The following is a 21,587-nucleotide window of genomic DNA, read 5'->3' on the forward strand; positions in this document are numbered from 1 at the left end:
AAAATCCAATTCTGCGCGGCTTGGGTCCAACGGCGAACAAACGCCGAGAGGATTCACAAGGGGGGACACACTTGTCCGACGTCATATCCAGCCTCGTCAGCACCGTGACGGGCATCCTGGGCCCGCATGGCCCGGCCACCAAGGTCGCCGCGCACAGCTTCACGCCCGGCGATTTCAGCGTGCATTTCTTCCTGCAGCTGGCCGTCATCGTCCTGGCCTGCCGCGTGGTCGGCTGGCTGGGCCAGAAACTGCTCCAGCAGCCGCAGGTGGTCGGCGAGATGATCGCCGGCGTGGTGCTGGGCCCGTCCCTGCTGGGCCTGCTGTTCCCCGACTTCCAGCTGGCGCTGTTCCCCAAGGAGACCAAGAACGTGCTCTATGTCGGCGCCCAGCTGGGCGTGGGCCTCTACATGTTCATGGTCGGCACCAGCTTCCAGGCGGGTCACTTCAAGGCCAAGGCCAAGAGCGCCATGAGCGTGTCGTTCGCCGGCATCGCCGCGCCGTTCCTGATCGCGGCCCTCATCACCCCGTTCCTGCTCAAGGTCCCCGGCCTGTTCGCGCCGACCATCGGCCAGGGCGCCGCCACCCTGTTCATGGGCGCCTGCATCGCCCTGACCGCCTTCCCGATGCTGGCCCGGATCATCAATGAGCGCGGCCTGGCCAAGACCTCGCTGGGCACCCTGTCCCTGACCGCCGGCGCCTTCGACGACGCCGTCTCCTGGTGCGTGCTGGCCGTGGTGCTGGCCACCTTCGGCGGCGGCGCCGGCGTGGCCGTGCTCGCGATCGGCGGCGGCCTGGCCTGGGTCGCGTTCGTGACCCTCCTCGGCCCGAAGATCCTGGCCCCGCTGGGCCGCATCGTCGAGCGCGAGGGCGAGATGAGCACCGGGGTGCTGGCCATGATCATCCTGGCCTTCTGCCTCTCGGCCTTCCTGATGGACGCCGTCGGCATCCACGCCATCTTCGGCGGCTTCATCCTCGGCGTCGTCATGCCGCGCGGCAAGCTGGTGGAGGAACTGAAGCGCAAGGTCGAGCCGATCGCGGTCGTCCTGCTGCTGCCGATGTTCTTCACCTATTCGGGCCTGAACACCCGGATGGACATGGTCAACTCGCCGACCCTGCTGCTGATCGCCCTGGGCGTCCTGGCCTGCTCGATCCTGGCCAAGTGGGGCGCCTGCTACGCCGCCGCCCGCCTGACCGGCGAGAACCACAGCACCGCCATGGGCATCGGCGCCCTGATGAACTCGCGCGGCCTGATGGAGCTGATCATCATCAATATCGGCCTGCAGAAGGGCATCATCGGCCCGACCCTGTTCTCGATGCTGGTGCTGATGGCGATCGTCACCACGGTCATGGCCAGCCCGCTGTTCGAGGTGGTCTACGGCAAGAAGGCCCGGGAATCCGGCGAGCTGGACGCCGTCGACGGTGCGGCCGTGAAGGCCGCCGCCTAAGCCTTCAGAAAGTTACCTCCCCACGCCCTCGCTCCCCTGCCGGAGCGAGGGCTTTTTTTCGTGAGGCCCGCACCGCGAGGCCGGGCGAAAACCGCTGGGGAAGTCCCGTCGCCCGGTCTCAGGCCGGCTCGAGCGAACGGTCGAAGCCGAAGCGGTTGATCTGGGCGATCAGGTCGCGGTGGCTGGGCAGGTCGTGGGTGGCGCGTTCGCCGAAGTTGCGGATCTTGGCGAACAGCTTCTCGGCCGCCGCCACGTCCGGAAACTCGCTGCGTCCTGGCGACAGGTCGGTTTTGAAGCCCATGCCGTACAGGATGTACTGGTAGTTGAAGAAGGCGAAGGTCTCCAGGTCGAGGATGAAGTCGTAGCGGGTGGGCGGACGCCAGCGCCACTGCTCCAGCAGGTCGACCAGCCGTTCCGGCATCGAGGCCGGGTCGGCGTTCTGGCGCCAGAACGGCTCGGTCCGCTGGCTCAGGCAATAGTGCAGCTTCAGGAAGGTGATGATGTTGTCGAAGCGGGCGGTCATCAGCTCGTTGAAGCGGAAGGCCGGGGCGTTGATCGGGCCGTTGTGCGGGAACAGCTCGGCGATGATCGCCACCGCCGCCTCGATCAGCACCACGCCCGTGGATTCCAGCGGCTCCAGGAAGCCCGCCGACAGGCCCACCGAGACACAGTTTTTGACCCACTGCTTGGTGCGATAGCCGGCCTCGAACGCCAGCGCCCGGGGCGCGATGTCGACGCCCCGCCCCACATAGTCGCCCAGTATGGCCCGCGCCCGGTCGTCGTCGATATGGTCGCTGGAATAGACGCAGCCCACGCCGCGCGCGCCGTTCAAGCCGATGTCCCAGGTCCAGCCGGCCTCGTGGGCGGTGGCGACCGTGAAGCTCTGGATCGGGGCGTCGGGGCGGTCGTAGGGGATCTTGCAGGCCAGGGCGCGGTCGGCGAACAGGATCGGCCGCGCCGACTTGAACGGGGCCTTCAGGGCCTGGCCGATCAGCTCGGCGTGGAAGCCCGTGCAGTCGATATAAAGCTCGGCCTCCATCCGGCCGTGCTCGGCGCAGACGATGTGGTCGATGGCCCCGGTCGCATCCAGCTCGACCTGGGTCAGCCGCCCTTGCAGGTGGCGCACGCCCAGCTCGCGGGCCCGCTCGGCCAGCACCTGGGCCAGCTTGGCGGCGTCGAAATGGTAGGCGTAGTTCAGCGGGCCGGAAAAGTTGCCCTCGTGCGGCCGCTTGGGCGCGCGCTGGGCGTCGGCGACCCGCGCCTGGATGGTCATGGCCTCTGCGAACGGCGCGCGCGTCGCCTCGTCCTGCAGCAGCCAGTAGGGCGCCAGGCTCGCGCCGTCGGTCGAGAACGGGGCCTCGAACGGGTGGAAGTACTGGTGGCGTTCCCCGTCCTCCTTCGGCGCCCAGGCCCAGTCGTTGAAGCGGATGCCCTGCTTGAAGGTGGCCGAGGTCTCGCGGATGAACCGGGCCTCGTCGATGCCCAGGAACTGCAGGGTCGTGCGGATGGTCGGGAACGTGGCCTCGCCGACGCCGATGATGCCGACCTCGGGCGATTCCAGCAGGGTGATCTCCAGATGCGCCTGCTCGGCGATCCGCAGCGACTTGGCCAGATAGGCGGCCGTCAGCCACCCGGCCGTGCCGCCCCCGACGATCAGGATTCTGCGTCTACGATCCATGCCGCCTTGATAGCGCGGCGCGCGGCAAAAGCGGAAAGCAAAGTTGGGGAATAGGCCCACGAGCTACGCCAGCGATACGCCTCGGCCACCCCCTCACAGATTGTCATCCCGGAAGCGCGTGGCGCTGTCCGGGATCCAGGGGCGGCCGCACCGCCTTGGCCCAGTCCCCTGGGTCCCGGCTCTTCGCTGCGCTACGGCCGGGATGACAACCGCCAAGGCTTCTGAAGGTTAGCCCAAGGAACCGGAACTTATCGTCCCGGCCGCGCGAAGGCGGCCACGCGCTCGCGGGCCTGGTGCACCGGATGGGCGGCCGGCGCAGGGGACGCCGCCCCCGTCCGGAACCCGCCCACATGGTTGGACAAGTCCGCCGCCTCGGCGCGCAGGGCGTGGGTGGCTTCGGTCGACTGCTGGACCATGGCCGTGTTGCGCTGGGTCACCTGGTCCAGCTGGTTGACGGCCACATTGACCTGGCCGAGCGCGGAGGCCTGCTCGTTGGCCGAGGCGGCGATCTCGTCGACCAGGGTGTCGATCACCCCCACCTTGTCGACGATGCCGCGCAGGGCCTGGTTGGTCTGGGCGACCAGGTCGACGCCCTCGCCCACCTGGCGGCTGGAGTCGGCGATCAGGGTCTTGATTTCCTTGGCGGCGTCGGCCGAGCGCTGGGCCAGGGCCCGAACCTCTTGCGCCACCACCGCAAAGCCGCGGCCGGCGTCGCCGGCCCGCGCGGCCTCGACCCCGGCGTTCAGGGCCAGCAGGTTGGTCTGGAAGGCGATCTCGTCGATCACGCCCAGGATCTGGCTGACCTTGGCCGAGGAGGTCTCGATCTGGGTCATGGCCTCGGCGGCCCGGGTCACGATCGCGCCCGAACGCTGGGCGTCGGCGGCGGCTTCGCTGACTTGGGCCGAAACGGCCTTGGCGCTCTTGGCGGTGCGGTCGACCGTGGCGGTCAGTTGCTCGACGGCGGCGGCGGTCTGCTCCAGGGTCGCGGCCTGCTGCTCGGTGCGCTGGGCCAGGTCGTCGGCGGCGTGGGCGATGTCGTCGGCGCCCGAGCGAATGCCGGAGGTGGCGCGCTCGACGGCCCTGATGGTGTCGGCCAGGGCGGCGGCGGCGTGGTCGAAGTCGGCCTTCAGGCCCAGGAACTCAGGCGACAGGGCGCCGTCGACCCGGGCCGACAGGTCGCCCGCCGCCAGGCGCGACAGGGCCTGGCCCACGGCGGCGACCGCGGCGGCCTGGCGCTGCTCGGCGGCTTGGCGCTCGGCGGCCATCCGCTCGCGCTCTTCCTGCAGGATGTCGAGATAGCTGGAGATGGCCAGGTCCATGTCCAGGAAGGTGGCCTTGACCAGGGCCACGACCTGATCGGTGACGTCGCCCTCGCCCTTGACGCCGAACAGGCCGCCCTTGGCCCGCTTCGCCAGGACCGCTCGAACCAGGTGCTCGACCACCAGGGCGTAGCCGCCGATGTACCAGCGCGGCTCCAGCCCGGCGCGGACATGGGCCTGGCCGACGCGCTGGACGCCGGCGGCGTAGTCCGGGCCATACTCGGCGGTCGCCAGCTTGCGCCAGTGGTCGCCCTGGCGGGCCTGGGCGGCGTCCATCTGGGCGCGGCTGGCGAACAGCTCGCGCATTTCCGGATAGGCGCGGATCTGGTCGTAGAAGCCGTCGAGGGCGGCGTGGATCTCGGCGTCGACCACCGGCTTGGCCGCCTTCAGCGCCGACCGCGCGCGTTGGTCGAACCGCATGAAGGCCATGCGTTGGTCGAGTTGCTGATTGACGCTCATGCCCTGCCCCGAGTCTCGAAATCCCTAAGCCCCAGAGAGGTGACCCGATTTCATTAACCGAGACTGAAATCCCCCCCCTTTAGGGGGAGCGACCATCCGCCTCAGCGACGGCCGATCACGTCGAGCAGCCGCTCGGCGGCGACCCTCGCGCCGTCGGACCGGATCGCGCCGGCCAGGTCCCGCGCCCGCGTGCGGACCTCCGGAACCAGGGCGCTCTCAAGCGCGGCCGACAGGGACTCCACGGTCGGGGCCGGACCCTCATGGGCGACGCCAACGCCGAGGTCGGCCACCCGCCCGGCGAAATACGGCTGGTCGGCGATCTGGGGGACCACCACCTGCGGCGCCCCGGCCCGGGCGGCCGTCGTCGTGGTCCCCGCGCCGCCGTGGTGCACGACCGCCGCGACCCGGGCGAACAGCGCCTGCTGGTTGACGTCGCCGACGGCCAGGCCGTCGTCGCGGTCGTCGCCCAGGTCGAGATCCGCCCAGCCGTGGGCGAGGAGCACCCGGCGCCCCTGGGCGCGAACCGCCGCGACGGCCGCGCGGGCGGCGTCCTTCAGGGCCTGCATGGGCATGCTGCCGAAGCCGACATAGACCGGCGGCGGGCCGGCGTTCAGGAAGGCCTCCAGGGCGGGCGGCAGCGGGCGCTCGTCCGGCAGGATCCATGCGCCGGTCTGCACCACCCCGCGCAGATCCGTCGGCCGCCAGGGGCTCAGGACCGGGTCCGAGGCCAGCCACGGCCGGTCGGTGAAGACGTGGTCGCGGACGTTGTCGACCGGCGGCAGGCCCTTCGCGGCGCGCAGGGCCGCGAACGCTTCCCCGAACACGGCGTTCATGGTCCGCGCGTTCCCCTCCCACAGCACCCGGTTGTCGGTTTCGTCCGCCGGGACGGGGTGGCCCGGAAAGGGCAGCGGCCGGTGGTGGGTCGACGGCAGGAAGACCGGACAATAGGCGGCGTAGACGTAGGGAACGCCCTGCAGCTCGGCCACGCACCGCGCGGCGGCCGTGGACGGGAACAGGCCGGCGGCGAGGATCGCGTCGCAACCCTCGGCCGCCGCCGAGATCGCCTCGAACTGGGCGGTCAGCACCCCCGCCGCTCGCTGCGACAGGTCCATGGGCGGCTGGTTGGCCAAGGCGGCGGCCACCCACCGGCGCACGGGGGTGAAGGCGGGCGCCAGCGGCGCGCCGGCCCGCGCCAGCAGGGCGACGAACTCCGGATCCGGCGGGGCGCACACCACCGCCTCCACGCCCAGCGCCCGCAGGGCGGCGGCCAGGCCCGCCATCGGCTCGACGTCCCCCCGCGACCCAAAGGTCGACAACAGCACCCGCATTCGGTCCTCTCCTCGCGTTGAGGACGCTACAAACTGCCCATAAATCGCCGCCCGCCAAGTCTTGAACGAAACTGTTTCGTGCCCAGATGACAGTCAGGCGGCGGCGGCGACGAGCGCCTACGGCGCCTCCCTGGCGTACAGCAGGGCCGCCATGCGCCACCCCGACGCCGTTCGCAGCATCAGCGCACGATCCGTCCACTCGCCGTTTGCGGATCGGAACGACCAGCGCGCCATGCCGACATCGCCCTGCGCGTCGACGATGCGGCTGGTCACCTCGAAGGTCGCGCCCGCAGAGGTTCGGCGCCGATCCACATAGCGCGCCTGCCACTCGGCCACGGACGCGGCGACGAACTCCCCATCTTCGACGCTGGTGACCAGGGCGCGGGGATCGAGGGTCGCGCCCAGCAGGGCCGCATCCCAGCCGCGGTCGGCCTTGAGCTTGTCGTCCACCACGCCCGCGACGCCCGCGACCGAGGCGGCGCTTTGCGTCGCCTCCGGTTGGCACAGCGTCGCCAGGATGCGCCAGCCGCCCGCCAGCCGCGCCAGCAGCACGTAGTCGACGACGGGCTTGCCGCCACGCGTCGCGCGGACCCTGGCCAGCGCCGTCGTCTCGCCCGCGTCGATCCGCTCGATCGTCAGGGGCGATGTCGCCGCCGCGGGCCCCTCCGCCAGCCGGCTCTTCCATTGGGCCTGGTAGGTCGCCGTGATCGTCCGGCCGTCGGTGCAATAGGCGATGGCGCTCGGCTGGAAGGCGCGCCCGAGCTTGACCGGACTCCGCTCGGCGATCGCCTCGCCATAGGCGCGCACCGCGTCGGCGGGCGTGGCGAGGAGGACGCCGGCCCGGTCGTCGGCTCGCGCCGCGACGGGCGACAGGGCCGCGGCCGTCAGCACGGTCAGGATCAATCGCATCATCGCCTCCCTGGACGTGACGGATTTTCCGCGCCGCGCGACGCTTTGACTATTCGGAAGGAAACGGGCCGTCATTCAACTGAAATGAAGAATGCCGGACGCCTCCGCGTCGGGGTTCGCTTCCTACGCGGTCCAGAGATACCGCCAGGTCTCCGAAATCACCTGGCCGCCCCGCGTCAGGCGCAGCGACAGGTCGATGTCGGTCGCCTGGGGCCGCACGCCGAACGCCACCCGGGCCGCCGCCTCGTCCGGATAGGGCGACAGGTCGCGCCAGGCGATCTCACCGCCCGCGGCCTGGAGGTCCATCGCCACCCCGTCCAGCCCCTCGGCCAGGGCCCCGCCCTGCAGGTCGACGGTGAACAGGCGCAGGCCGGCCTGGGCGTCGGCCCCGGTTCGGGTGCGGAACACCCGGGCGTCGGGGCTGGCGAAGCGCTCCTGGCCCCAGTGCAGGCGATAGCGCAGGTCGACCTGGGATCCGGCCGTCCACGGCGCCTTGGGCCGCCAGAAGACGGCGATGTTGTCGTCAGTCTCCTTGGTGGTGGCCAGTTCGGCCAAGTGCACCGCCCCCTCGCCCCAAGCGTCCAGGGGCTCGACCCACAGACTGGGCCGCAGATCGTAGCGGGCCTGCAGGTCGCCGAAATCCTCCAGCGCCCGGGCCCGCTGCACCAGGCCGAAGCCCTTGGGGTTCTCGTCCGGGAAGCGGCTGAGGCGATGGGCCTTGGGATTCTGCAGCGGCCGCCAGACGTGCTCGCCCTTTCCCGTCCAGATCGCCAGGCCGTCGCTGTCGTGCACGGCGGTGCGGTAGTCCGGGACGGGCGAGGGATCGGCGACGTTGAACAGGAACATGCTGCTCATCGCCGCCACGCCGGTCTTGGTCATGGCCGCGCGCGGGAAGACGCTGGCGGCGACGTCGAAGGTCACGTTGTCGCCCGGCCGGATCGTGAAGCTGTAGGCGCCCGCGCAACTGGGGCTGTCCATCAGGGCGTGGACGACCACCGCGTCGCCGTCGGCCGCCGGGCCGCCGCCCGGGGGCCGCTCCAGCCAGAAGGCGACGAAGTCGGGGAACTCCTCGTTCGGTTCGCCGGCCCCGATCGCCAGGCCGCGCGCCGACAGGCCGTAGCGCTGCCCCCGGCCCAGGGCGCGGAAGTAGCTGGCGCCCTGGAACACGGCGATCTCGTCCAGCTTGTCGGCCTCGTTCAGCGGCCACAGCAGGCGGAAGCCGGAAAAGCCGGTCCAGGCCTTGGCGACGTCGGCATGCTCGCCCGGAATCTCGAACATCGCCGGGTCGAAGGCGATCGGCCGCGCCAGGCCGTCGGCGACCTCATGGATCGGCAACGGGCGCGGATAGAGCCAGGCGGGCGGGAAGAACTCGGCCCGGAACGGCGGCTGGCGGTCCTTCCAGAGATCGGCCTCAGGCCGGAAGCGGATGCGGAAATAGTCGTCGTAGGACAGGCCCGTGATCGTCGGCGGGGCGGGCGGCTTGGCGTAGGGCGCGGCGGCCAGGGCCCGAGCCTTGTCGCGCAGGCCCTCGACCGAGAACGGCTGGCCGGCGGCGGCGTCGACGACGGGACTTTGGGCGGCGGCCAGGCGCGGCGCCAGGGCCAGAACCGCCGACAGCGACAGCGTGCCGAGCGCGGCGCGGCGGTTGAGCGGACTGGAGAGCATCCCGACCTTTTAAAGCAACGCCCCCGTTGCGCGCCATACAACGCACCTTTAGCGACAAGGGTCCGCACATTCGCCCTATTCGCGGGCGGGTGCGACAAGGTCGCTGGCGCAAGGCCGCGCACCCGCCTATTCCTAGCGCGGTAAGCGTCGCAACAAGCCTGGCCTTGGCACGTTTGGGCTTGGTCGAGCGTCTTGGTAGGCTTCGACGGCGGATTACAGGGACCGACGAGACTTCATGGGCGCTCCGGCTGATTTCACCCTCAAGGAGACCGCCGGTCACAAGACCGCCGTGCTCTCGGGGGACTGGACCGCGCGCGGCATGGTCGACGCCGGCGAGCGCCTGGTCCAGGCCATGGAGGGCTCCCAGGCCATCGACCTGGACCTGAGCGACATCACCCGCTGCGACACCGCCGGGGCCTACGCCATCATCCGCGCCGCCGACGGCCGGATCAGCGCGGGCAAGATCAAGGCCGGACCGCGCACCCTGCGCCTGCTGCAGCTGGTCGACGACGCCATCCAGGTCGAGCCCGAGGCCGCGCCGCCGCGCAAGGGCTTCCAGGCCCTGCTGGAGCGCATCGGCCGGGGCGTCTACGGCCTGGGCGACGACCTCTACAGCACCCTGGCCTTCCTCGGCCACCTGCTGGTCGCCATCGGCCGCTGCATCGCCAAGCCCAGCCGCATCCGCTGGGCGCCGGTGGTGGCCCTGGCCGAGCGCGCCGGGCTCGACGCCATCCCGATCGTCGCGGTCACCACCTTCTTCATCGGCGCGGTGGTGGCCCTGCTGGGCGCCAACATGCTGACCCAGTTCGGGGCCCAGGTGTTCGCCGTCGAGCTGATCGGCATCTCGGTGCTGCGCGAGTTCAACATCCTGATCACCGCCATCCTGCTGGCCGGCCGCTCGGCCTCCAGCTTCGCGGCCGAGATCGGCTCGATGAAGATGAACCAGGAGATCGACGCCATGCAGGTCATGGGCGTCGACCCGTACGAGGCCCTGGTCCTGCCGCGCTTCGCCGCCCTGCTGATCACCATCCCCCTGCTGACCTTCGTGGCCACCCTGGCGGGCCTGGCCGGCGGCATGCTGGTCACCTGGACGGCGCTGGACCTGTCGCCGACCTTCTTCCTGCAGCGCATGCAGGACTCGGTCGGCGTGCAGCATTTCTGGATCGGCCTGTCGAAGGCCCCGGTCATGGCCATGGTCATCGCCGCCATCGGCTGCCGCCAGGGCATGGAGGTCGGCAACGACGTCGAATCCCTGGGCCGGCGCGTCACCGCCGCCGTGGTCCACGCCATCTTCGCGATCATCGCCATCGATGCGGTCTTCGCCCTGATCTACATGGAGCTGGACCTGTGAGCCCGGCGAAAACGCCCCAGGCGGCCGAGGACGAGGCCCCGTCGACCGCCGAGGCCCCGCCGATCCGGGTCACGGGCCTGGTCTCGCGGTTCGGCGACAACGTCATCCACGACGGCCTGGACCTGACGGCCAACCGCGGCGAGGTGCTGGGCGTGGTCGGCGGTTCGGGCGCCGGCAAGTCGGTCTTGCTCAACACCATCATCGGCCTGAAGGTCCCCGACGGCGGCTCGGTCAAGCTGTTCGGCCAGGACATGGCCGACGCCTCACGCCGCCGCTGGAACGTCATCGAGCGCCGCTGGGGCGTGCTGTTCCAGCAGGGGGCGCTGTTCTCGAACCTGACGGTGCGCGAGAACGTCGCCGCGCCGCTGCACGAGCACACCCGCCTGCCCAAAGGCGAGATCGAGCATCTGGCCGACCTGAAGATCGCCCTGGTCGGCCTGCCCGCCCGGGCCGGCAACCTCAAGCCCGCCGAGCTGTCGGGCGGCATGCGCAAGCGCGCCGGCCTGGCCCGCGCCCTGGCCATGGACCCCGAGCTATTGTTCCTGGACGAGCCCACCGCCGGCCTGGACCCAATCAGCGCCGCGGCCTTCGACACCCTGATCAAGGACCTGTCCGACAGCCTGGACCTGACGGTGTTCATGATCACCCACGACCTGGACACCCTGTACGAGATCACCGACCGCATCGCGGTGATCGCGGACAAGCACGTGGTCGCCACCGGCTCGGTCCAGGAGCTGGAGAAGAACGACCACCCCTGGATCCAGGAATATTTCATGGGACCGCGAGGACGCGCGGCGGCCCGCCAGGCGCCGCAGTCGACACCGAGGACGAGCTGATGGAAAGAAACGCCAACTACGCCCTGGTGGGAGCCATGACGCTGATCCTGTTCATGGGTCTGCTGGTCTTCTTCGTCTGGCTGGCCAAGCTGAGCTTCAACCAGGAGTACGACCTCTACGACGTGCTGTTCGTCGGCCCGGTGCGCGGCCTGTCGGACGGCGGCGAGGTGCACTTCAACGGCATCAAGGTCGGCGAGGTCACCAAGATCGCCCTGGACAAGAGCGATCCCAACCGCGTCATCGCCCGTGTGCGCGTCACCTCGGACGTGCCGATCAAGACCGACAGCTTCGCCACCCTGGAGCCCCAGGGCATCACCGGCGTCAACTATGTGCAGATCACCGCCGGCGCGCCGTCCAAGCCGCTGCTGAAGACCACGGTCAGGAGCGGCGAGGTGCCGGTGATCCGCAGCCAGCGCAGCGCCCTGTCCGACCTGCTGGAAGGCGGCGGCACGGTGTTGACCCGCACCATCGAGGCCCTGGACCGCGTCAACCGCGTGCTGTCTGACGACAACGTCAAGACCTTCGGCGCCTCGCTCCGCGACGTCCAGGCGGTCACCGCCGAACTGCGCGAGCGCAAGGCGATCATCGCCGACGCCCAGAAGGCCCTGCAGAGCATCGAGGTCACCTCGACCCGGATCGGCGAGCTGTCGGACTCGGTCAACGGCCTGGCCAACGGCGACGCCAAGCGCACCCTGAAGAACCTGGGCGACGCCGCCGACGAGTTGAAGGCCACGGCCAAGGACGTGCGCGGCATGGTCGGCAAGCTGGAAGGCCCGACCAGCGACTTCGCCACCACCGGCCTGCCGCAGCTGTCGTCGGCGGTCGTCACCCTGCAGTCGGCCGCCGAGTCCCTGGACCGGCTGGTCAGCGAAGTCGAACAGAACCCGCGCGCCCTGGTCGGCAAGGCGCCGCCCAAGGAACTGGAGGTCAAGCCGTGAGCATCCTGCGCATCACCCTGCGGACGGCGACGATCGCCGTCACGGCCGTCGCCCTCACCGGCTGCATCAGCGTGTTCCCGAAGACCAAGCCGTCCGGCCTCTACCGCTTCGGCCACGCCCCGGTCGAAAGCTCGCGGCCGGCCAGCGAGAAGGGCTTCGGGGTCTACAAGACGCCGACGGTCTTCACCCGGGCCGCCATGAGCGACCGCCTGCTGTCGGTGACCAACGGCGAGGCCGCCTACATCGCTGACGCCCGCTGGGTCTCGCCGGCCATCGTGCTGTTCGACGAGGCCGTGGCCCGGTCCTTCGAGTCCGAGACCAGCAGCGCCCGCCTGGTCACCCGGGGCGAGGCCCTCAAGGCGGCGATGGCCCTGCGCCTGGAGGTCCGCTCGTTCGAGACCGACTATGTGAACGGCCCCAAGGCGCCGCCGGAGGTGCTGGTCGAGATCCGCGCCGTCATGACCCGCAGCAACGACCGCGCCCTGCTGGGCGACAAGGTGTTCGTGGCCCGGGTCAAGGCCGCCGACAACCGCCTGTCGGCCATCGTCCCGGCCTATGACCACGCGGTCGGCCAGGCGCTGTCGGAGATTGTCGACTGGGTCGACGAGGCGGGCGCGAAGCTGCCGGCGGCGTAACCCTTGTTGTCATCCCGGACAAGGCCCGAAGGGCCGCAGATCCGGGACCGCCGCAAGCGCCGAGTTCACGCGTCGGTCCCGGATCTTCGCGCTACGCGCTCGTCCGGGATGACAACCCTTTTGGCCATATGCGATAGCCGGCCCCCCTCACCCTTCCGGCTCCTCCCCGACCCGGTCGACGGTCGCGCGGATTGCCCCAGGATCGCGCCGGAACCGCACCAGGATCTCCACGCTGTCCGGCCGCCGGGCCAGGGCGTCGCGGACCATGGCCAGCAGGGTGTCGGGCGAGACGTGCAGGTCCACGACCTGGGCGGACTCCTCATAGACCAGATGCGAATGCGGCTCGGGCACGGTGTCGAACACCAGCTCGGTCGTCGTGGTGGGCAACCGGCCGATCAGGCCGTGGTCGGCGAGGATCTCCAGCTGCCGGGCCAGTTCGCCCGACGTCACCGCCAGGCCCGCTTCGGCGACCAGGTCGGCGGCCTCCGCCACGGTCAGGTGCACCTCCGGCGAGGCCCGCAGCAGGGCCAGCAGGCGCGGCAACGACCCGTGCCCGGGCAGGCCGGCGCGGCGCAGCTCCTCGCGCAATACGGCGTCCACCGTATGGGGCATTTCAGCGTCCTCCCGAGAGGCCGTGGATGATCGCGATCCTGCGTCGCCGCGATCTTGCCTCGACCTCGAAGACTGGCCGCGTCGGGTTCCCGCCGCGTCCAGAAAGCCGTTCCGCCAACCCTGGCGATCTCGAAACGATCCTGTCCGTCATCCTGGCCGGGCCGCCACGCGGGCGCCAACGAGCCCGTCCCGGCGTCGGCCGGACTCATCATTCGCCCATCATTGTGATAAAAAGAAGCGCCAAATCTAAATGATCGCGATAGGCTTGACCTATGAACCTTCGCGACCTCCGCTATCTGCTCGCCGTGGCCGAACACGAGCATTTCGGGCGCGCCGCCAAGGCCTGCGGCGTCAGCCAACCGACCCTGTCGGTGCAGATCCGCAAGCTCGAGGACCTGATGGGCGTGACGCTGTTCGAGCGCAGCAGCAAGACCGCCGCCCCGACCGCCGCCTGCCTGCAGCTGATCGGCCACGCCCGCGCCGCGGTGACCGAGGCCGAGGCCATCCTGGCCACGGCGCGCAACCTGCGCGACCCGCTGTCGGGCCGCTTCCGGCTGGGCATCATCCCCACCCTGGCCCCCTATCTGCTGCCGCTGGTCTTCGCGCCGTTGCGCGAGGCGCTGCCGACGCTGGAGCTGGAGCCCTGGGAGGACCAGACCACGGCCCTGCTGGAGCGGCTGCGGACCCACGAGCTGGACGCCGCCCTGCTGGCGACCGAGGAGGACGGGTCCGACCTGGTCAGCCGCCCGCTCTTCGACGAGCCGTTCCTGGCCGCCCTGCCGCCCGAACACCCGCTGGCCGGGCGCCCGGTGATCGTCGAGACCGACCTGGCGCGCGACATCCTGGTGCTGGCCGACGGCCACTGCCTGCGCGACCAGACGATGGAGGCCTGCGGCGGCGACGCGGCCCTGGGCGGCCCCCTGCGGGCGTCCAGCCTGCCGACCCTGCTGAACATGGTGGCGGCGGGCTATGGCACCACGCTGATCCCCGGGCTGGCGGCCGGGGCGGCGCAGGACGCGGGCATCGTGCTGCGCCCGCTCTCGACCCGGGCCGGACGCACCGTCCGCATCGCCTGGCGCGCGCACTTCCCCCGCCGCGCCGCGGTGGAGGCGGTGGGCGAGGTCATCGCCGACCGCCTGCGCGCCTTCGCCGAGGGCGCGGCGGCTGGCGCGGTTTAGTTTTTAATCCGCTCGTCCCGGCGAAGGCCGGGATGAGCGGAATGACGAGAAGCCTACCCCGCCGCCACAGCCGCCTTGGCCTGCTCGTGCAGGCGGTCGGCGCGGTCCAGCAGGTAGTCGGCGTCCTCGCGCGACACCGCCGGCGAGGCGGTCAGGAAGCGCTGGATCATGTGCTCCTGGAACCGTTCGCGGTCGCCGGGGCGGCCGTCGTATTCCAGGGCGTGGAAGGCGTCGACGCCGGCGCGCAGGGCCGGGAACAGGCGTGGCGGCAGGCCGGCCCGCTCGCAGATCGCCTTCAGGCCCAGGGTTCCGGCGTCATGGATCATCAGCCAGGTGCGGTGATGCGGCACGCCGGCCAGTTCGGCCACGCCCCACTCGAAGAAGGTCATGTGGCCGTGGGCCAGGGCCCGCAGCAGCAGCGACGGCGACAGCCGGCCGACGCTGGCCAGGTGGGCGGCGAAGGCCTTGGCGTCGGCCGAGCGGCCGGCCTGGTCGACCAGGTCGATCGTCGCCCGTTCCTTGGCGCCGAGAATGAGCTCCAGGGTCCGTTCGGCCGACAGCGGGTGGGTGGCCAGGATGTGGTCGCGCACATGGTCGCCGACCATGTCGATCAGGCGCTCGGTCACCGACAGCGGCAGGGCCGAGCGGTAGGCCACCGCGGTCAGCACCGTCTCGGACTTGGCGAAGCGCTCCAGCGCCCGCTGCAGGGTGGTCTCCGACATCCGGGCGTTGTCGTTGGCGCAGACGGCGGCGACCACGTCCTCGGCGCCCTGCTCGACCAGCAGGGTCGTGACCTTGGCCGACAGCTTGGGACGCTTGGCCACGGCCATCTGGCGCACCGGCCCGCCCAGGCGGACGATCTCGGCCAGGTCGGCGTCACTGAACACCGGCGAGAAGCTGATCACCGGCAACGACACGCTCTCGACGTCGCGGGCCAGGCGGTTGGCGACGTCGGCCGGCAGGGTCGGCGAATTGCGCAGGGTCACGGCCAGGGCGCGGCGGACCAGCTCGGCGGCGTCGGCGGCCATCACCCGCAGGATCTCGGCGGCCAGGGCGCGCTGCTCGTCGTCCAGCTCGGCGCGGTCGATAGTGCGGCACAGCTTGTGGGCGGCCAGGGCGCGCTCGTCGGGCGTCGCGCCCTTCACCAGCATGCGGATGTCGTGTTCGGTCAGGGCGGCGCGGGTGGTGGCCATCGTTCTCCCCCTCAAGTCCACGGAACGGCGGGGAATCGGATCATCCCCCGTTATGCTTAACGATTGTTTGCCCTCAAAGCCGTGGTCGTTAACGATAAGCCGTAACGTGGCGCAAACCGCGATCGCCTAGGGTCTGCCCTCACCAGTCGAGGAATCAGTCCTTGTTCGCCGAGCGCCGACAAAACACCCCCGTGGACGGCGACGCCGCTGACGCCCGCCTGGCGCTGGACGCCCAGACCGCCCTGCTGCCCTACGCCCTGGCCGTGTTCGCCGTCAGCCTGCCGATCTATGTCTGGGCCAGCTCGTTCGCGCAGAACGCCGGCTGGATGGCGATCAGCTTCGCGGTGTTCGCGATCAACTGGGGCGTCTTCTACGGCGTGGTCGCCTGGCTGCGCGGCGACGCGGCCCAGGACCTGACCCGCCGCGCGCGGGTGCAGGTGATGTCCGGCCTGCTCTGGGCCGTGGCGGTGGGTCAGATGGCCGCCTTCGCCGACGGGGCGGGCGGCGTGCGCGAGACCCTCCTGCTGCTGTCGGCCGGGGCGGCCGTGGTCTGTATCTTCTTCGCCGCCCCCTGCCTTCTGGCCCTGCTGCTGACCGCCCCGGTCGCCGCGGTCGGGCCGCTGTACCTGCTGTTCGCCCATCCCGAGAGCGAGCGGTCCGGCGCCATGGCTTTCGGGGCCATCGCCCTGGCCATGGCCCTGTCGCTGGTCCTCAACCGCATGCTGCGCCGCCAGCACGCCCTGGCCCTGGCCCACGAGGCCCTGCTGGAGGAGCGGCTGACCGTGCTGGAGGCCGCCGAGCGCGCCGCCCGATCCAAGTCCGACATCGTCGCCACCCTCAGCCACGAGATCCGCAACGGCCTGACCGGCGTGACCCACGTGCTGGCGGCGGCCGCTGGGAAAGGCGGGCGCGCGGCCCCCTCCCGCGAGCAGTTGAACGCCGCCCTCGACGCCGCCCAGGACCTGGTCGCCGTGCTGAACGCCACCCTGGACTCCGAGACCGCCGAATCCGGCCGCCTGGCCGTCGAGAGCGTGGCCTTCGAGCCCGTCCGCCTGATCCGCGACCTGGTGCTGCTGGACCGCCCCCACGCCGTCGCCAAGGGGCTGGAGCTGGCCGTCCATGTCGAGCCGGACCTGGAGCACCGCCAGCTTGGGGCCGCGATCGGCGATCCCCTGCGCACCCGCCAGATCATCGCCAACATCGTCGGCAACGCCGTCAAGTACACCGTGCGCGGCCGGATCGAAGTCCGGGTCGAGCGGCGCGAGGGCCAGATCGCCATCGAGGTGGCCGACACCGGCCCCGGCCTGTCGCCGGCCGAGATGGACCAGGCTTTCCAGGCGTTCCAGCGCGTCGAGCGCACCGGGGCGGGAGTCAACGGCGCGGGCCTGGGCCTGTCGCTGTCGCGCCAGCTGGCCAGGCTGATGGGCGGGGCCCTGGAGGCGACCAGCGCCGTCGGCGTCGGCAGCTGCTTCACCCTGACCCTGCCGTTCGACGAGACCGCCCTGTGCGCGATCGAGCCGGCTGGCGGCGAGGCCGCGCCGCCGGTCGAGGCCGCCGGAGCCCCGCCGCGCAACCTGCGGATCCTGGTCGCCGAGGACGACGCCCTCAACGCCGCCATGCTGCGCGCCATCCTCGAGCAGCTGGGCCACCAGGTGGTCCATGCCCAGAACGGCCGCCGCGCCCTGGACCTGGCCCGGATCTGCGACTTCGACCTGGTGATGCTGGACGGCCGCATGCCGGTCCTGGACGGTCCCCAGACCGCCGCCGCCCTGCGCGCCCTGGACGGCGGCAACCGCGACGTGGCGATCGTGGCGGTGATCGGCGGCGACGCCGACGAGGCCCGCGAATGCCTGGACGCCGGAGCCGACACCGTGCTGCGCAAGCCGGTCAGCGTCGCGGCCGTGGCCCGCGCCGTGGCCGACGCGGCGACTCTGGACCGCAAGACCGTCTCCAGCCAGGCGGCGGTCGCCTGATTTCCGTTCGCCGCCCGTGACGTCGCGCGCCCGCGGCCCTTACTTTGAGTTGCGCCGCTCCGCCATCATGGCCAAGCTCGCGGGACCGCACCCTATCGGTCCGCCTGCGCCGTCACCCTGACGACGCCATTCCTCTTGGAGTTCTTATGAAAAAAGTCCTTGCTCTCGGACTGTCGGCGATCGCGCTTTTCACGGCCTCGTCGGCCTTGGCCGATTCCAATATCGAGGGCCCGGTCATCGGGTGGCGCCTGCAGAACTACGTGCCGAACAATGTCACGGTCTACTTCACGGGATCCTCCTGCGCGCAGGGCGCCCTGACGTTCGGTCCCGCTGCCACGGCCGATGACCGCAACAGGTTCTATTCGCTGATCCTCACCTCGCGCTCGACCGGAAAGAAGATCGGCGTGTTCTACGAAACCGTCAGCGGAAACTGCCAGATCCAGTCGTTCTACACCCTGGACTGACGTGGCGGACTGACGTGGTCGGCCGTCGGCGACGAAGGCGCTTCCAACGGTTCACACGGCCGTCCACACTCCCGGCAACGACAAAACCGGGAGGACGGGATGCTGCGCGATCTGCGGGTCATCGAGCTGGCCACCTACATCGCCGCCCCGGGCGCGGCCGGGATCATGGCCGATTGGGGCGCCGACGTGATCAAGATCGAGTCGCCCGACGGCGATCCGATGCGCGGCTTCTTTGACACCATCGGCTCGGACCAGGCCGCCAACCCGGTCTTCGAGTTGGACAACCGCGGCAAGCGCTCGGTGGTGCTGGACATCCGCACCCCGGCCGGCCGCGACGCCGCCAAGGCCCTGGTCAAGGACGCCGACATCTTCCTGACCAATGTCCGCCCCGCCGGCCTGGCGCGGGCCGGGCTCGACCATGAAGCCCTGAAGGCGGTCAATCCGCGCCTGATCTATTGCAGCCTGACCGGCTACGGCCTGGAAGGTCCCGACGCCGACCGGCCAGGCATGGACGTGGCCGCCTTCTGGTCGCGGGCCGGGGTGGGCGCGATCACCGCCCCCAAGGGCGCCGAGCCCTTTCCGATCCGCACCGGCATGGGCGACCACGTGACCTCGCTGGCGACCGTGTCGGCGATCCTCGCCGCGGTGCACGAACGCCAGCGCACCGGCCTCGGCCGGCTGGTCGAGACCTCGCTGCTGCGCACCGGCGTCTATGCGATCGGCTCGGACATGGCCATCCAGCTGCGGTTCGGCAAGCTGGCCTCCACCCGGCCCCGGCGCGAGGCGGTGCAGCCCCTGGCCAACTTCTTCCAGACCCGCGACGGCCGCTGGATCTGCCTGCTGGCCCGCCAGGGCTCGACCGACTGGGCGCGGATCGCCGCCGCCGCCGGACGTCCGGAGCTGACCGAGGACCCGCGCTTCGCCAGCGCCCGCCTGCGCCGCGAGCATGGCGGCGCCCTGGTCGACATCCTCGACGAGGCCTTCGCGGCCATGGACTACGCCCAGGCCGCCGCCGCCCTCGACGCCGGCGACCTGACCTGGGCGCCCTGGCAGACGCCGCGCGACCTGGTCAGCGACCCGCAGGCGGCGGCGGCCGGCTGCTTCGTGGAGACGCCGGACGGGCGCGGAGGGACTTTTCCGGCGCCGGCGGGACCGGCGCGGTTTCCGGGGGCGCGGGACGGGCCGCGCGGGCCCGCGCCGGGGCTGGGCGAGCATACGGCCTCGGTGCTGGCGGAGATCGGGTGGTCGGAGGCGCAGATCGCGGGGGTGGTGAAGCCCTAGCCCCTTCCCCCCACAAGGGGGAGGGAATGGACAGTTATCGCCGGCTCTTCCCGCCGTCGTTGGCGTCCGACAGCACGCGCAGCATCTCGGCCGAGAACATCGAGCTGGTCATGCGCTGGGCCGACGAACCGCCGTTCGAGACGAAGCTGAAGCCGCTGTCGGCGTCCTGTGGGCCGCGCAGGATCAGGCTGACCAGTTCTTGCTGCTGCTGGATGCGCTCCAGCCGGCGGCCGGTGGCGTACTGGACGAAGCCCTGGTCGGTCTCGGGCGCGCTGGTCGGCGGCGCGACGTCGGGGACGGCTCCGCCGCCGCCCGCCGCCCGGGTCAGGTTGGCGTAGACCTCGCTGACCGTGGCCGCGCGGCCTTCGCGGTAGAAGATCGAGCGGTTGGCCGCCGCCGCGTCGGGGAACATGGCCGCGGCGCTGGCGCCGGGCGAATTGCCGACGGCCTCGATCAGCCGAGCCGAGCCCTGGGGACCCAGGAAGTGGGCGGCGTAGAGCTCACCGGAGGTGGGCGAGCGCCCCACCCGGCCCCGCAGATAGGAGGCGTGGTCGCTGGTCAGCTCGCCGGCCATCAGCGAGGCGGCGTGCGGGTCCAGCTTCAGGCCCAGCACCGCCTTGCGGGCCTCATCGCCGGCCACCCGGTACCGGCCGTCCGAGCCCTGCTGGATCAGGTCGGCGTAGCGGGCGTAGCCGTACTTGGCGCCGTGCTTCTTCAGCGTCGACAGCCAGGTCTGGTCGACGAACTGGAACAGGCCCGAGGCCGACGAGGTCCGCGCCTTTGCGGCGGGGTTGTAGCCGCTCTCGCGCTTGGCCGTGCCCATCAGGAACGAGAAGTCCACGCCCGTCGCGCTGGACGCGCGCTGGATCGCCGACTCGACGACGCTGCGGATGGAGGTGACTTCAGCCATGCCCGAAGATGTGAACCCGCATGGTTAATCGCCCCTTAACCAAGCCTAACGACCCGGCAGAAATTGCCTGTGGCGGGTCGCCGCAGTTACGAGTGTAAAAATTCTACGCTCGTAATATTTACAAACGTAATTCATCGTGACAGGCTTGCTCCATCGGCCCCGACCTTCTTCAGGCGGTCGATGCAGAAGGAGGTTGTCATGGTTGCGTACGAAGGCGCGGTCGGTTCCTACATTCCTGGCCTGGGCACCAAGCCCGGCAAGCCGTCCAAGGCCCTGGTCGCGGCGCTGGTGGTGGTCTCGGCCGCCCATGCGGGCCTGTTCGCCTACCTGGCCTATCAGAAGTGGGTCGCTCCCCCGACGGAGATTTCCGAGCCTCCGATCATCGAGGTCCCGCTCTACGATCCTCCCAAGCCCGAGCCCGACAAGCCTGTCCCGCCCAAGGCGACGTCAAACCCGCCGCTGGTCCACAAACCGACGCTGGTCACGCCCCCCACGGTCGACCCGTTGCCGGTCAAGCCGGTGGAGGGTCCACGCGATCCGCCCGGACCGGGCCCGGTGGACCTGAAGACCGACCTGCCGCCCGGACCTCCGACCGTGGTCGAACCGCCCCAGCCCAAGGTGATCACCCGGCCCAACTGGCTGAAGAAGCCCGGGGCCTCGGAGTTCAGCCGCTTCTATCCCGAAAGCGCCATGCGCCGGGGCGTCGGCGGCATGGCCACCCTGACCTGCACGGTGGCGGCCAACGGCTCGATCCAGGCCTGCAGCGTGCTGGACGAGACCCCGGCCGAGGAAGGCTTCGGCAAGGCCGCCGTCAAGCTGTCGAAGTTCTTCCGGATGAGCCCGCAGATGGAGAACGGCCAGGCCGTCGACGGCGCCAGCGTCCGCATCCCGATCCGCTTCAACGCGGCCGAAGGTTAGGAGACGCATCCGCCGACCGGGTCCGCGGATCCGATCGGCGTGGTCTCATCGGTCACGGGGGAGCCCCGGATCGTCGCGCGCCTTCCAGCGCGGCGGTCCGGGGTTTTTGCTGTTGAGACGTGCTGTCCCGGAGGGGGCGCGGTCGGCTCGCGTGCTCACTTCTGTCCTGCCCGGGTAGAGGGGTGACGCCGTGTCCGGTTTCACCCTGACGCCCTGCCGGCTCGCCGTCTGACTCGGTAGCCCCTCACCCTCCCACCGCTGCGCGGCGGGCCCCGCCCTCTCCCCAAGGAGAGGGTTGGAAATAACTTATCCTCGGCGTTCAGCCAACAAAGTCTCAGGATTTCAACGCCCTGAACTTTCTCGACCCGATTTGATCCCCACCCTTCCAGACCGGCCGTATCCTTTACTCACCTCGACGCGGGGAAAGGGCGCATGGCCAGCGACCGATGCGGCGGCGGGGGGCGATCGAGCGGGACTGGGCTGGAGGGGGTTACT

19 protein-coding genes and 2 pseudogenes are annotated in these 21,587 nt (G+C 70.7%); 11 read left to right on the top strand and 10 right to left on the bottom strand.

The window, feature by feature from the left end; all coding sequences use genetic code 11:
* Positions 1–71 precede the first annotated feature (71 nt).
* Positions 72–1,445, top strand: a complete 1,374-nt coding sequence (locus BM066_RS11815) for a cation:proton antiporter (protein ID WP_089928089.1) — start codon at positions 72–74, stop codon at positions 1,443–1,445.
* Positions 1,446–1,563: 118 nt separating this feature from the next.
* Here the strand turns inward: BM066_RS11815 and BM066_RS11820 are convergent, their stop codons facing one another.
* The 5 genes from BM066_RS11820 to BM066_RS11840 all read right to left on the bottom strand — a co-directional run bounded on the left by BM066_RS11820 (position 1,564) and on the right by BM066_RS11840 (position 8,803).
* Positions 1,564–3,123, bottom strand: coding sequence for a tryptophan halogenase family protein (locus BM066_RS11820; RefSeq protein WP_089928093.1), 1,560 nt, complete (start codon positions 3,121–3,123; stop codon positions 1,564–1,566).
* 248 nt (positions 3,124–3,371) lie between these two features.
* Positions 3,372–4,901, bottom strand: coding sequence for a globin-coupled sensor protein (locus tag BM066_RS11825; protein ID WP_089928096.1), 1,530 nt, complete (start codon positions 4,899–4,901; stop codon positions 3,372–3,374).
* Between the two features lie 101 nt (positions 4,902–5,002).
* Positions 5,003–6,229: a glycosyltransferase gene (locus BM066_RS11830; protein WP_089928101.1), complete on the bottom strand. Its 1,227-nt coding sequence runs from the start codon at positions 6,227–6,229 to the stop codon at positions 5,003–5,005.
* 117 nt (positions 6,230–6,346) lie between these two features.
* Entirely contained in the window at positions 6,347–7,138 is a 792-nt protein-coding gene (locus BM066_RS11835) for a nuclear transport factor 2 family protein (protein ID WP_177218444.1), read from the bottom strand.
* A gap of 123 nt (positions 7,139–7,261) precedes the next feature.
* Complete coding sequence (locus BM066_RS11840; RefSeq protein WP_089928108.1) at positions 7,262–8,803, bottom strand: glucan biosynthesis protein G; 1,542 nt, start codon at positions 8,801–8,803, stop codon at positions 7,262–7,264.
* A 235-nt stretch (positions 8,804–9,038) separates the two neighbouring features.
* Here BM066_RS11840 and BM066_RS11845 point away from each other — a divergent pair, with 235 nt between their 5' ends.
* From BM066_RS11845 to BM066_RS11860, 4 genes are read left to right on the top strand one after another with little or no spacing between them, the layout of a single operon-like run.
* A complete protein-coding gene (locus tag BM066_RS11845; RefSeq protein ID WP_089928111.1) occupies positions 9,039–10,154 on the top strand; it encodes an ABC transporter permease in 1,116 nt (371 codons plus the stop codon).
* Positions 10,151–10,990, top strand: a complete 840-nt coding sequence (locus BM066_RS11850) for an ABC transporter ATP-binding protein (RefSeq protein WP_369823244.1) — start codon at positions 10,151–10,153, stop codon at positions 10,988–10,990. The genes BM066_RS11845 and BM066_RS11850 overlap by 4 nt, the downstream gene beginning before the upstream one ends.
* A complete protein-coding gene (locus BM066_RS11855; protein WP_089928114.1) occupies positions 10,990–11,928 on the top strand; it encodes an MlaD family protein in 939 nt (312 codons plus the stop codon). Before BM066_RS11850 ends, BM066_RS11855 begins: the two co-directional genes overlap by 1 nt.
* Complete coding sequence (locus BM066_RS11860; protein WP_089928117.1) at positions 11,925–12,563, top strand: ABC-type transport auxiliary lipoprotein family protein; 639 nt, start codon at positions 11,925–11,927, stop codon at positions 12,561–12,563. Before BM066_RS11855 ends, BM066_RS11860 begins: the two co-directional genes overlap by 4 nt.
* A 147-nt stretch (positions 12,564–12,710) precedes the next feature.
* Here the strand turns inward: BM066_RS11860 and BM066_RS11865 are convergent, their stop codons facing one another.
* Positions 12,711–13,175: a transcriptional repressor gene (locus BM066_RS11865; RefSeq protein ID WP_089928120.1), complete on the bottom strand. Its 465-nt coding sequence runs from the start codon at positions 13,173–13,175 to the stop codon at positions 12,711–12,713.
* 26 nt (positions 13,176–13,201) lie between these two features.
* On the opposite strand from BM066_RS11865, the gene BM066_RS25970 reads away from it, so the two are divergent.
* Positions 13,202–13,429: a hypothetical protein gene (locus tag BM066_RS25970; RefSeq protein ID WP_143093719.1), complete on the top strand. Its 228-nt coding sequence runs from the start codon at positions 13,202–13,204 to the stop codon at positions 13,427–13,429.
* Positions 13,430–13,447: 18 nt separating this feature from the next.
* Complete coding sequence (locus tag BM066_RS11870; protein ID WP_089928123.1) at positions 13,448–14,353, top strand: LysR substrate-binding domain-containing protein; 906 nt, start codon at positions 13,448–13,450, stop codon at positions 14,351–14,353.
* 53 nt (positions 14,354–14,406) lie between these two features.
* On the opposite strand, the gene spbR is transcribed toward BM066_RS11870, so the two are convergent.
* On the bottom strand, positions 14,407–15,546 hold the full coding sequence (spbR, locus tag BM066_RS11875) for a SpbR family protein (protein ID WP_089928126.1): 1,140 nt from the start codon (positions 15,544–15,546) through the stop codon (positions 14,407–14,409).
* A 161-nt stretch (positions 15,547–15,707) separates the two neighbouring features.
* Between spbR and BM066_RS11880 the strand changes: the two genes are divergently transcribed.
* From BM066_RS11880 to BM066_RS11890, 3 genes are all read left to right on the top strand, one after another.
* Positions 15,708–17,519: an ATP-binding protein gene (locus BM066_RS11880; protein WP_089928129.1), complete on the top strand. Its 1,812-nt coding sequence runs from the start codon at positions 15,708–15,710 to the stop codon at positions 17,517–17,519.
* Positions 17,520–17,665: 146 nt separating this feature from the next.
* Entirely contained in the window at positions 17,666–17,983 is a 318-nt protein-coding gene (locus BM066_RS11885) for a hypothetical protein (protein WP_089928132.1), read from the top strand.
* A 99-nt stretch (positions 17,984–18,082) separates the two neighbouring features.
* The gene (locus BM066_RS11890; RefSeq protein ID WP_089928135.1) at positions 18,083–19,264 is read left to right on the top strand and encodes a CaiB/BaiF CoA transferase family protein; all 1,182 of its coding nucleotides are present in this window, start codon (positions 18,083–18,085) and stop codon (positions 19,262–19,264) included.
* A 34-nt stretch (positions 19,265–19,298) separates the two neighbouring features.
* Here BM066_RS11890 and BM066_RS11895 read toward each other — a convergent pair whose 3' ends face one another.
* Entirely contained in the window at positions 19,299–20,174 is an 876-nt protein-coding gene (locus tag BM066_RS11895) for a transglycosylase SLT domain-containing protein (RefSeq protein WP_089928138.1), read from the bottom strand.
* Positions 20,175–20,372: 198 nt separating this feature from the next.
* Here BM066_RS11895 and BM066_RS11900 point away from each other — a divergent pair, with 198 nt between their 5' ends.
* Positions 20,373–21,092, top strand: coding sequence for an energy transducer TonB family protein (locus BM066_RS11900; protein ID WP_089928142.1), 720 nt, complete (start codon positions 20,373–20,375; stop codon positions 21,090–21,092).
* Positions 21,093–21,295: 203 nt separating this feature from the next.
* Here the strand turns inward: BM066_RS11900 and BM066_RS26980 are convergent.
* Together BM066_RS26980 and BM066_RS26985 are read right to left on the bottom strand one after the other, a co-directional pair.
* Positions 21,296–21,382: pseudogene (locus BM066_RS26980) on the bottom strand (hypothetical protein); the annotation flags it as partial.
* A gap of 52 nt (positions 21,383–21,434) precedes the next feature.
* Positions 21,435–21,587, bottom strand: a pseudogene (locus BM066_RS26985) (hypothetical protein); the annotation flags it as partial.

The organism is Caulobacter sp. UNC279MFTsu5.1 (genome assembly GCF_900114015.1).
Taxonomy (GTDB): domain Bacteria; phylum Pseudomonadota; class Alphaproteobacteria; order Caulobacterales; family Caulobacteraceae; genus Caulobacter.

What these genes read in the sequence shown, in the direction of transcription:
- BM066_RS11885 (WP_089928132.1), top strand. Translation starts at nt 17,666, where the DNA reads ATGAAAAAAGTCCTTGCTCTCGGACTGTCGGCGATCGCGCTTTTCACG.
- BM066_RS11900 (WP_089928142.1), top strand. Translation starts at nt 20,373, where the DNA reads ATGGTTGCGTACGAAGGCGCGGTCGGTTCCTACATTCCTGGCCTGGGC.
- BM066_RS11855 (WP_089928114.1), top strand. Translation starts at nt 10,990, where the DNA reads ATGGAAAGAAACGCCAACTACGCCCTGGTGGGAGCCATGACGCTGATC.
- BM066_RS11820 (WP_089928093.1), bottom strand. Translation starts at nt 3,123, where the DNA reads ATGGATCGTAGACGCAGAATCCTGATCGTCGGGGGCGGCACGGCCGGG.
- BM066_RS11895 (WP_089928138.1), bottom strand. Translation starts at nt 20,174, where the DNA reads ATGGCTGAAGTCACCTCCATCCGCAGCGTCGTCGAGTCGGCGATCCAG.
- BM066_RS11870 (WP_089928123.1), top strand. Translation starts at nt 13,448, where the DNA reads ATGAACCTTCGCGACCTCCGCTATCTGCTCGCCGTGGCCGAACACGAG.
- BM066_RS11865 (WP_089928120.1), bottom strand. Translation starts at nt 13,175, where the DNA reads ATGCCCCATACGGTGGACGCCGTATTGCGCGAGGAGCTGCGCCGCGCC.
- BM066_RS11830 (WP_089928101.1), bottom strand. Translation starts at nt 6,229, where the DNA reads ATGCGGGTGCTGTTGTCGACCTTTGGGTCGCGGGGGGACGTCGAGCCG.
- BM066_RS11840 (WP_089928108.1), bottom strand. Translation starts at nt 8,803, where the DNA reads ATGCTCTCCAGTCCGCTCAACCGCCGCGCCGCGCTCGGCACGCTGTCG.
- BM066_RS11845 (WP_089928111.1), top strand. Translation starts at nt 9,039, where the DNA reads ATGGGCGCTCCGGCTGATTTCACCCTCAAGGAGACCGCCGGTCACAAG.
- BM066_RS25970 (WP_143093719.1), top strand. Translation starts at nt 13,202, where the DNA reads ATGATCGCGATCCTGCGTCGCCGCGATCTTGCCTCGACCTCGAAGACT.
- BM066_RS11835 (WP_177218444.1), bottom strand. Translation starts at nt 7,138, where the DNA reads ATGCGATTGATCCTGACCGTGCTGACGGCCGCGGCCCTGTCGCCCGTC.
- spbR (WP_089928126.1), bottom strand. Translation starts at nt 15,546, where the DNA reads ATGGCCACCACCCGCGCCGCCCTGACCGAACACGACATCCGCATGCTG.
- BM066_RS11825 (WP_089928096.1), bottom strand. Translation starts at nt 4,901, where the DNA reads ATGAGCGTCAATCAGCAACTCGACCAACGCATGGCCTTCATGCGGTTC.
- BM066_RS11890 (WP_089928135.1), top strand. Translation starts at nt 18,083, where the DNA reads ATGCTGCGCGATCTGCGGGTCATCGAGCTGGCCACCTACATCGCCGCC.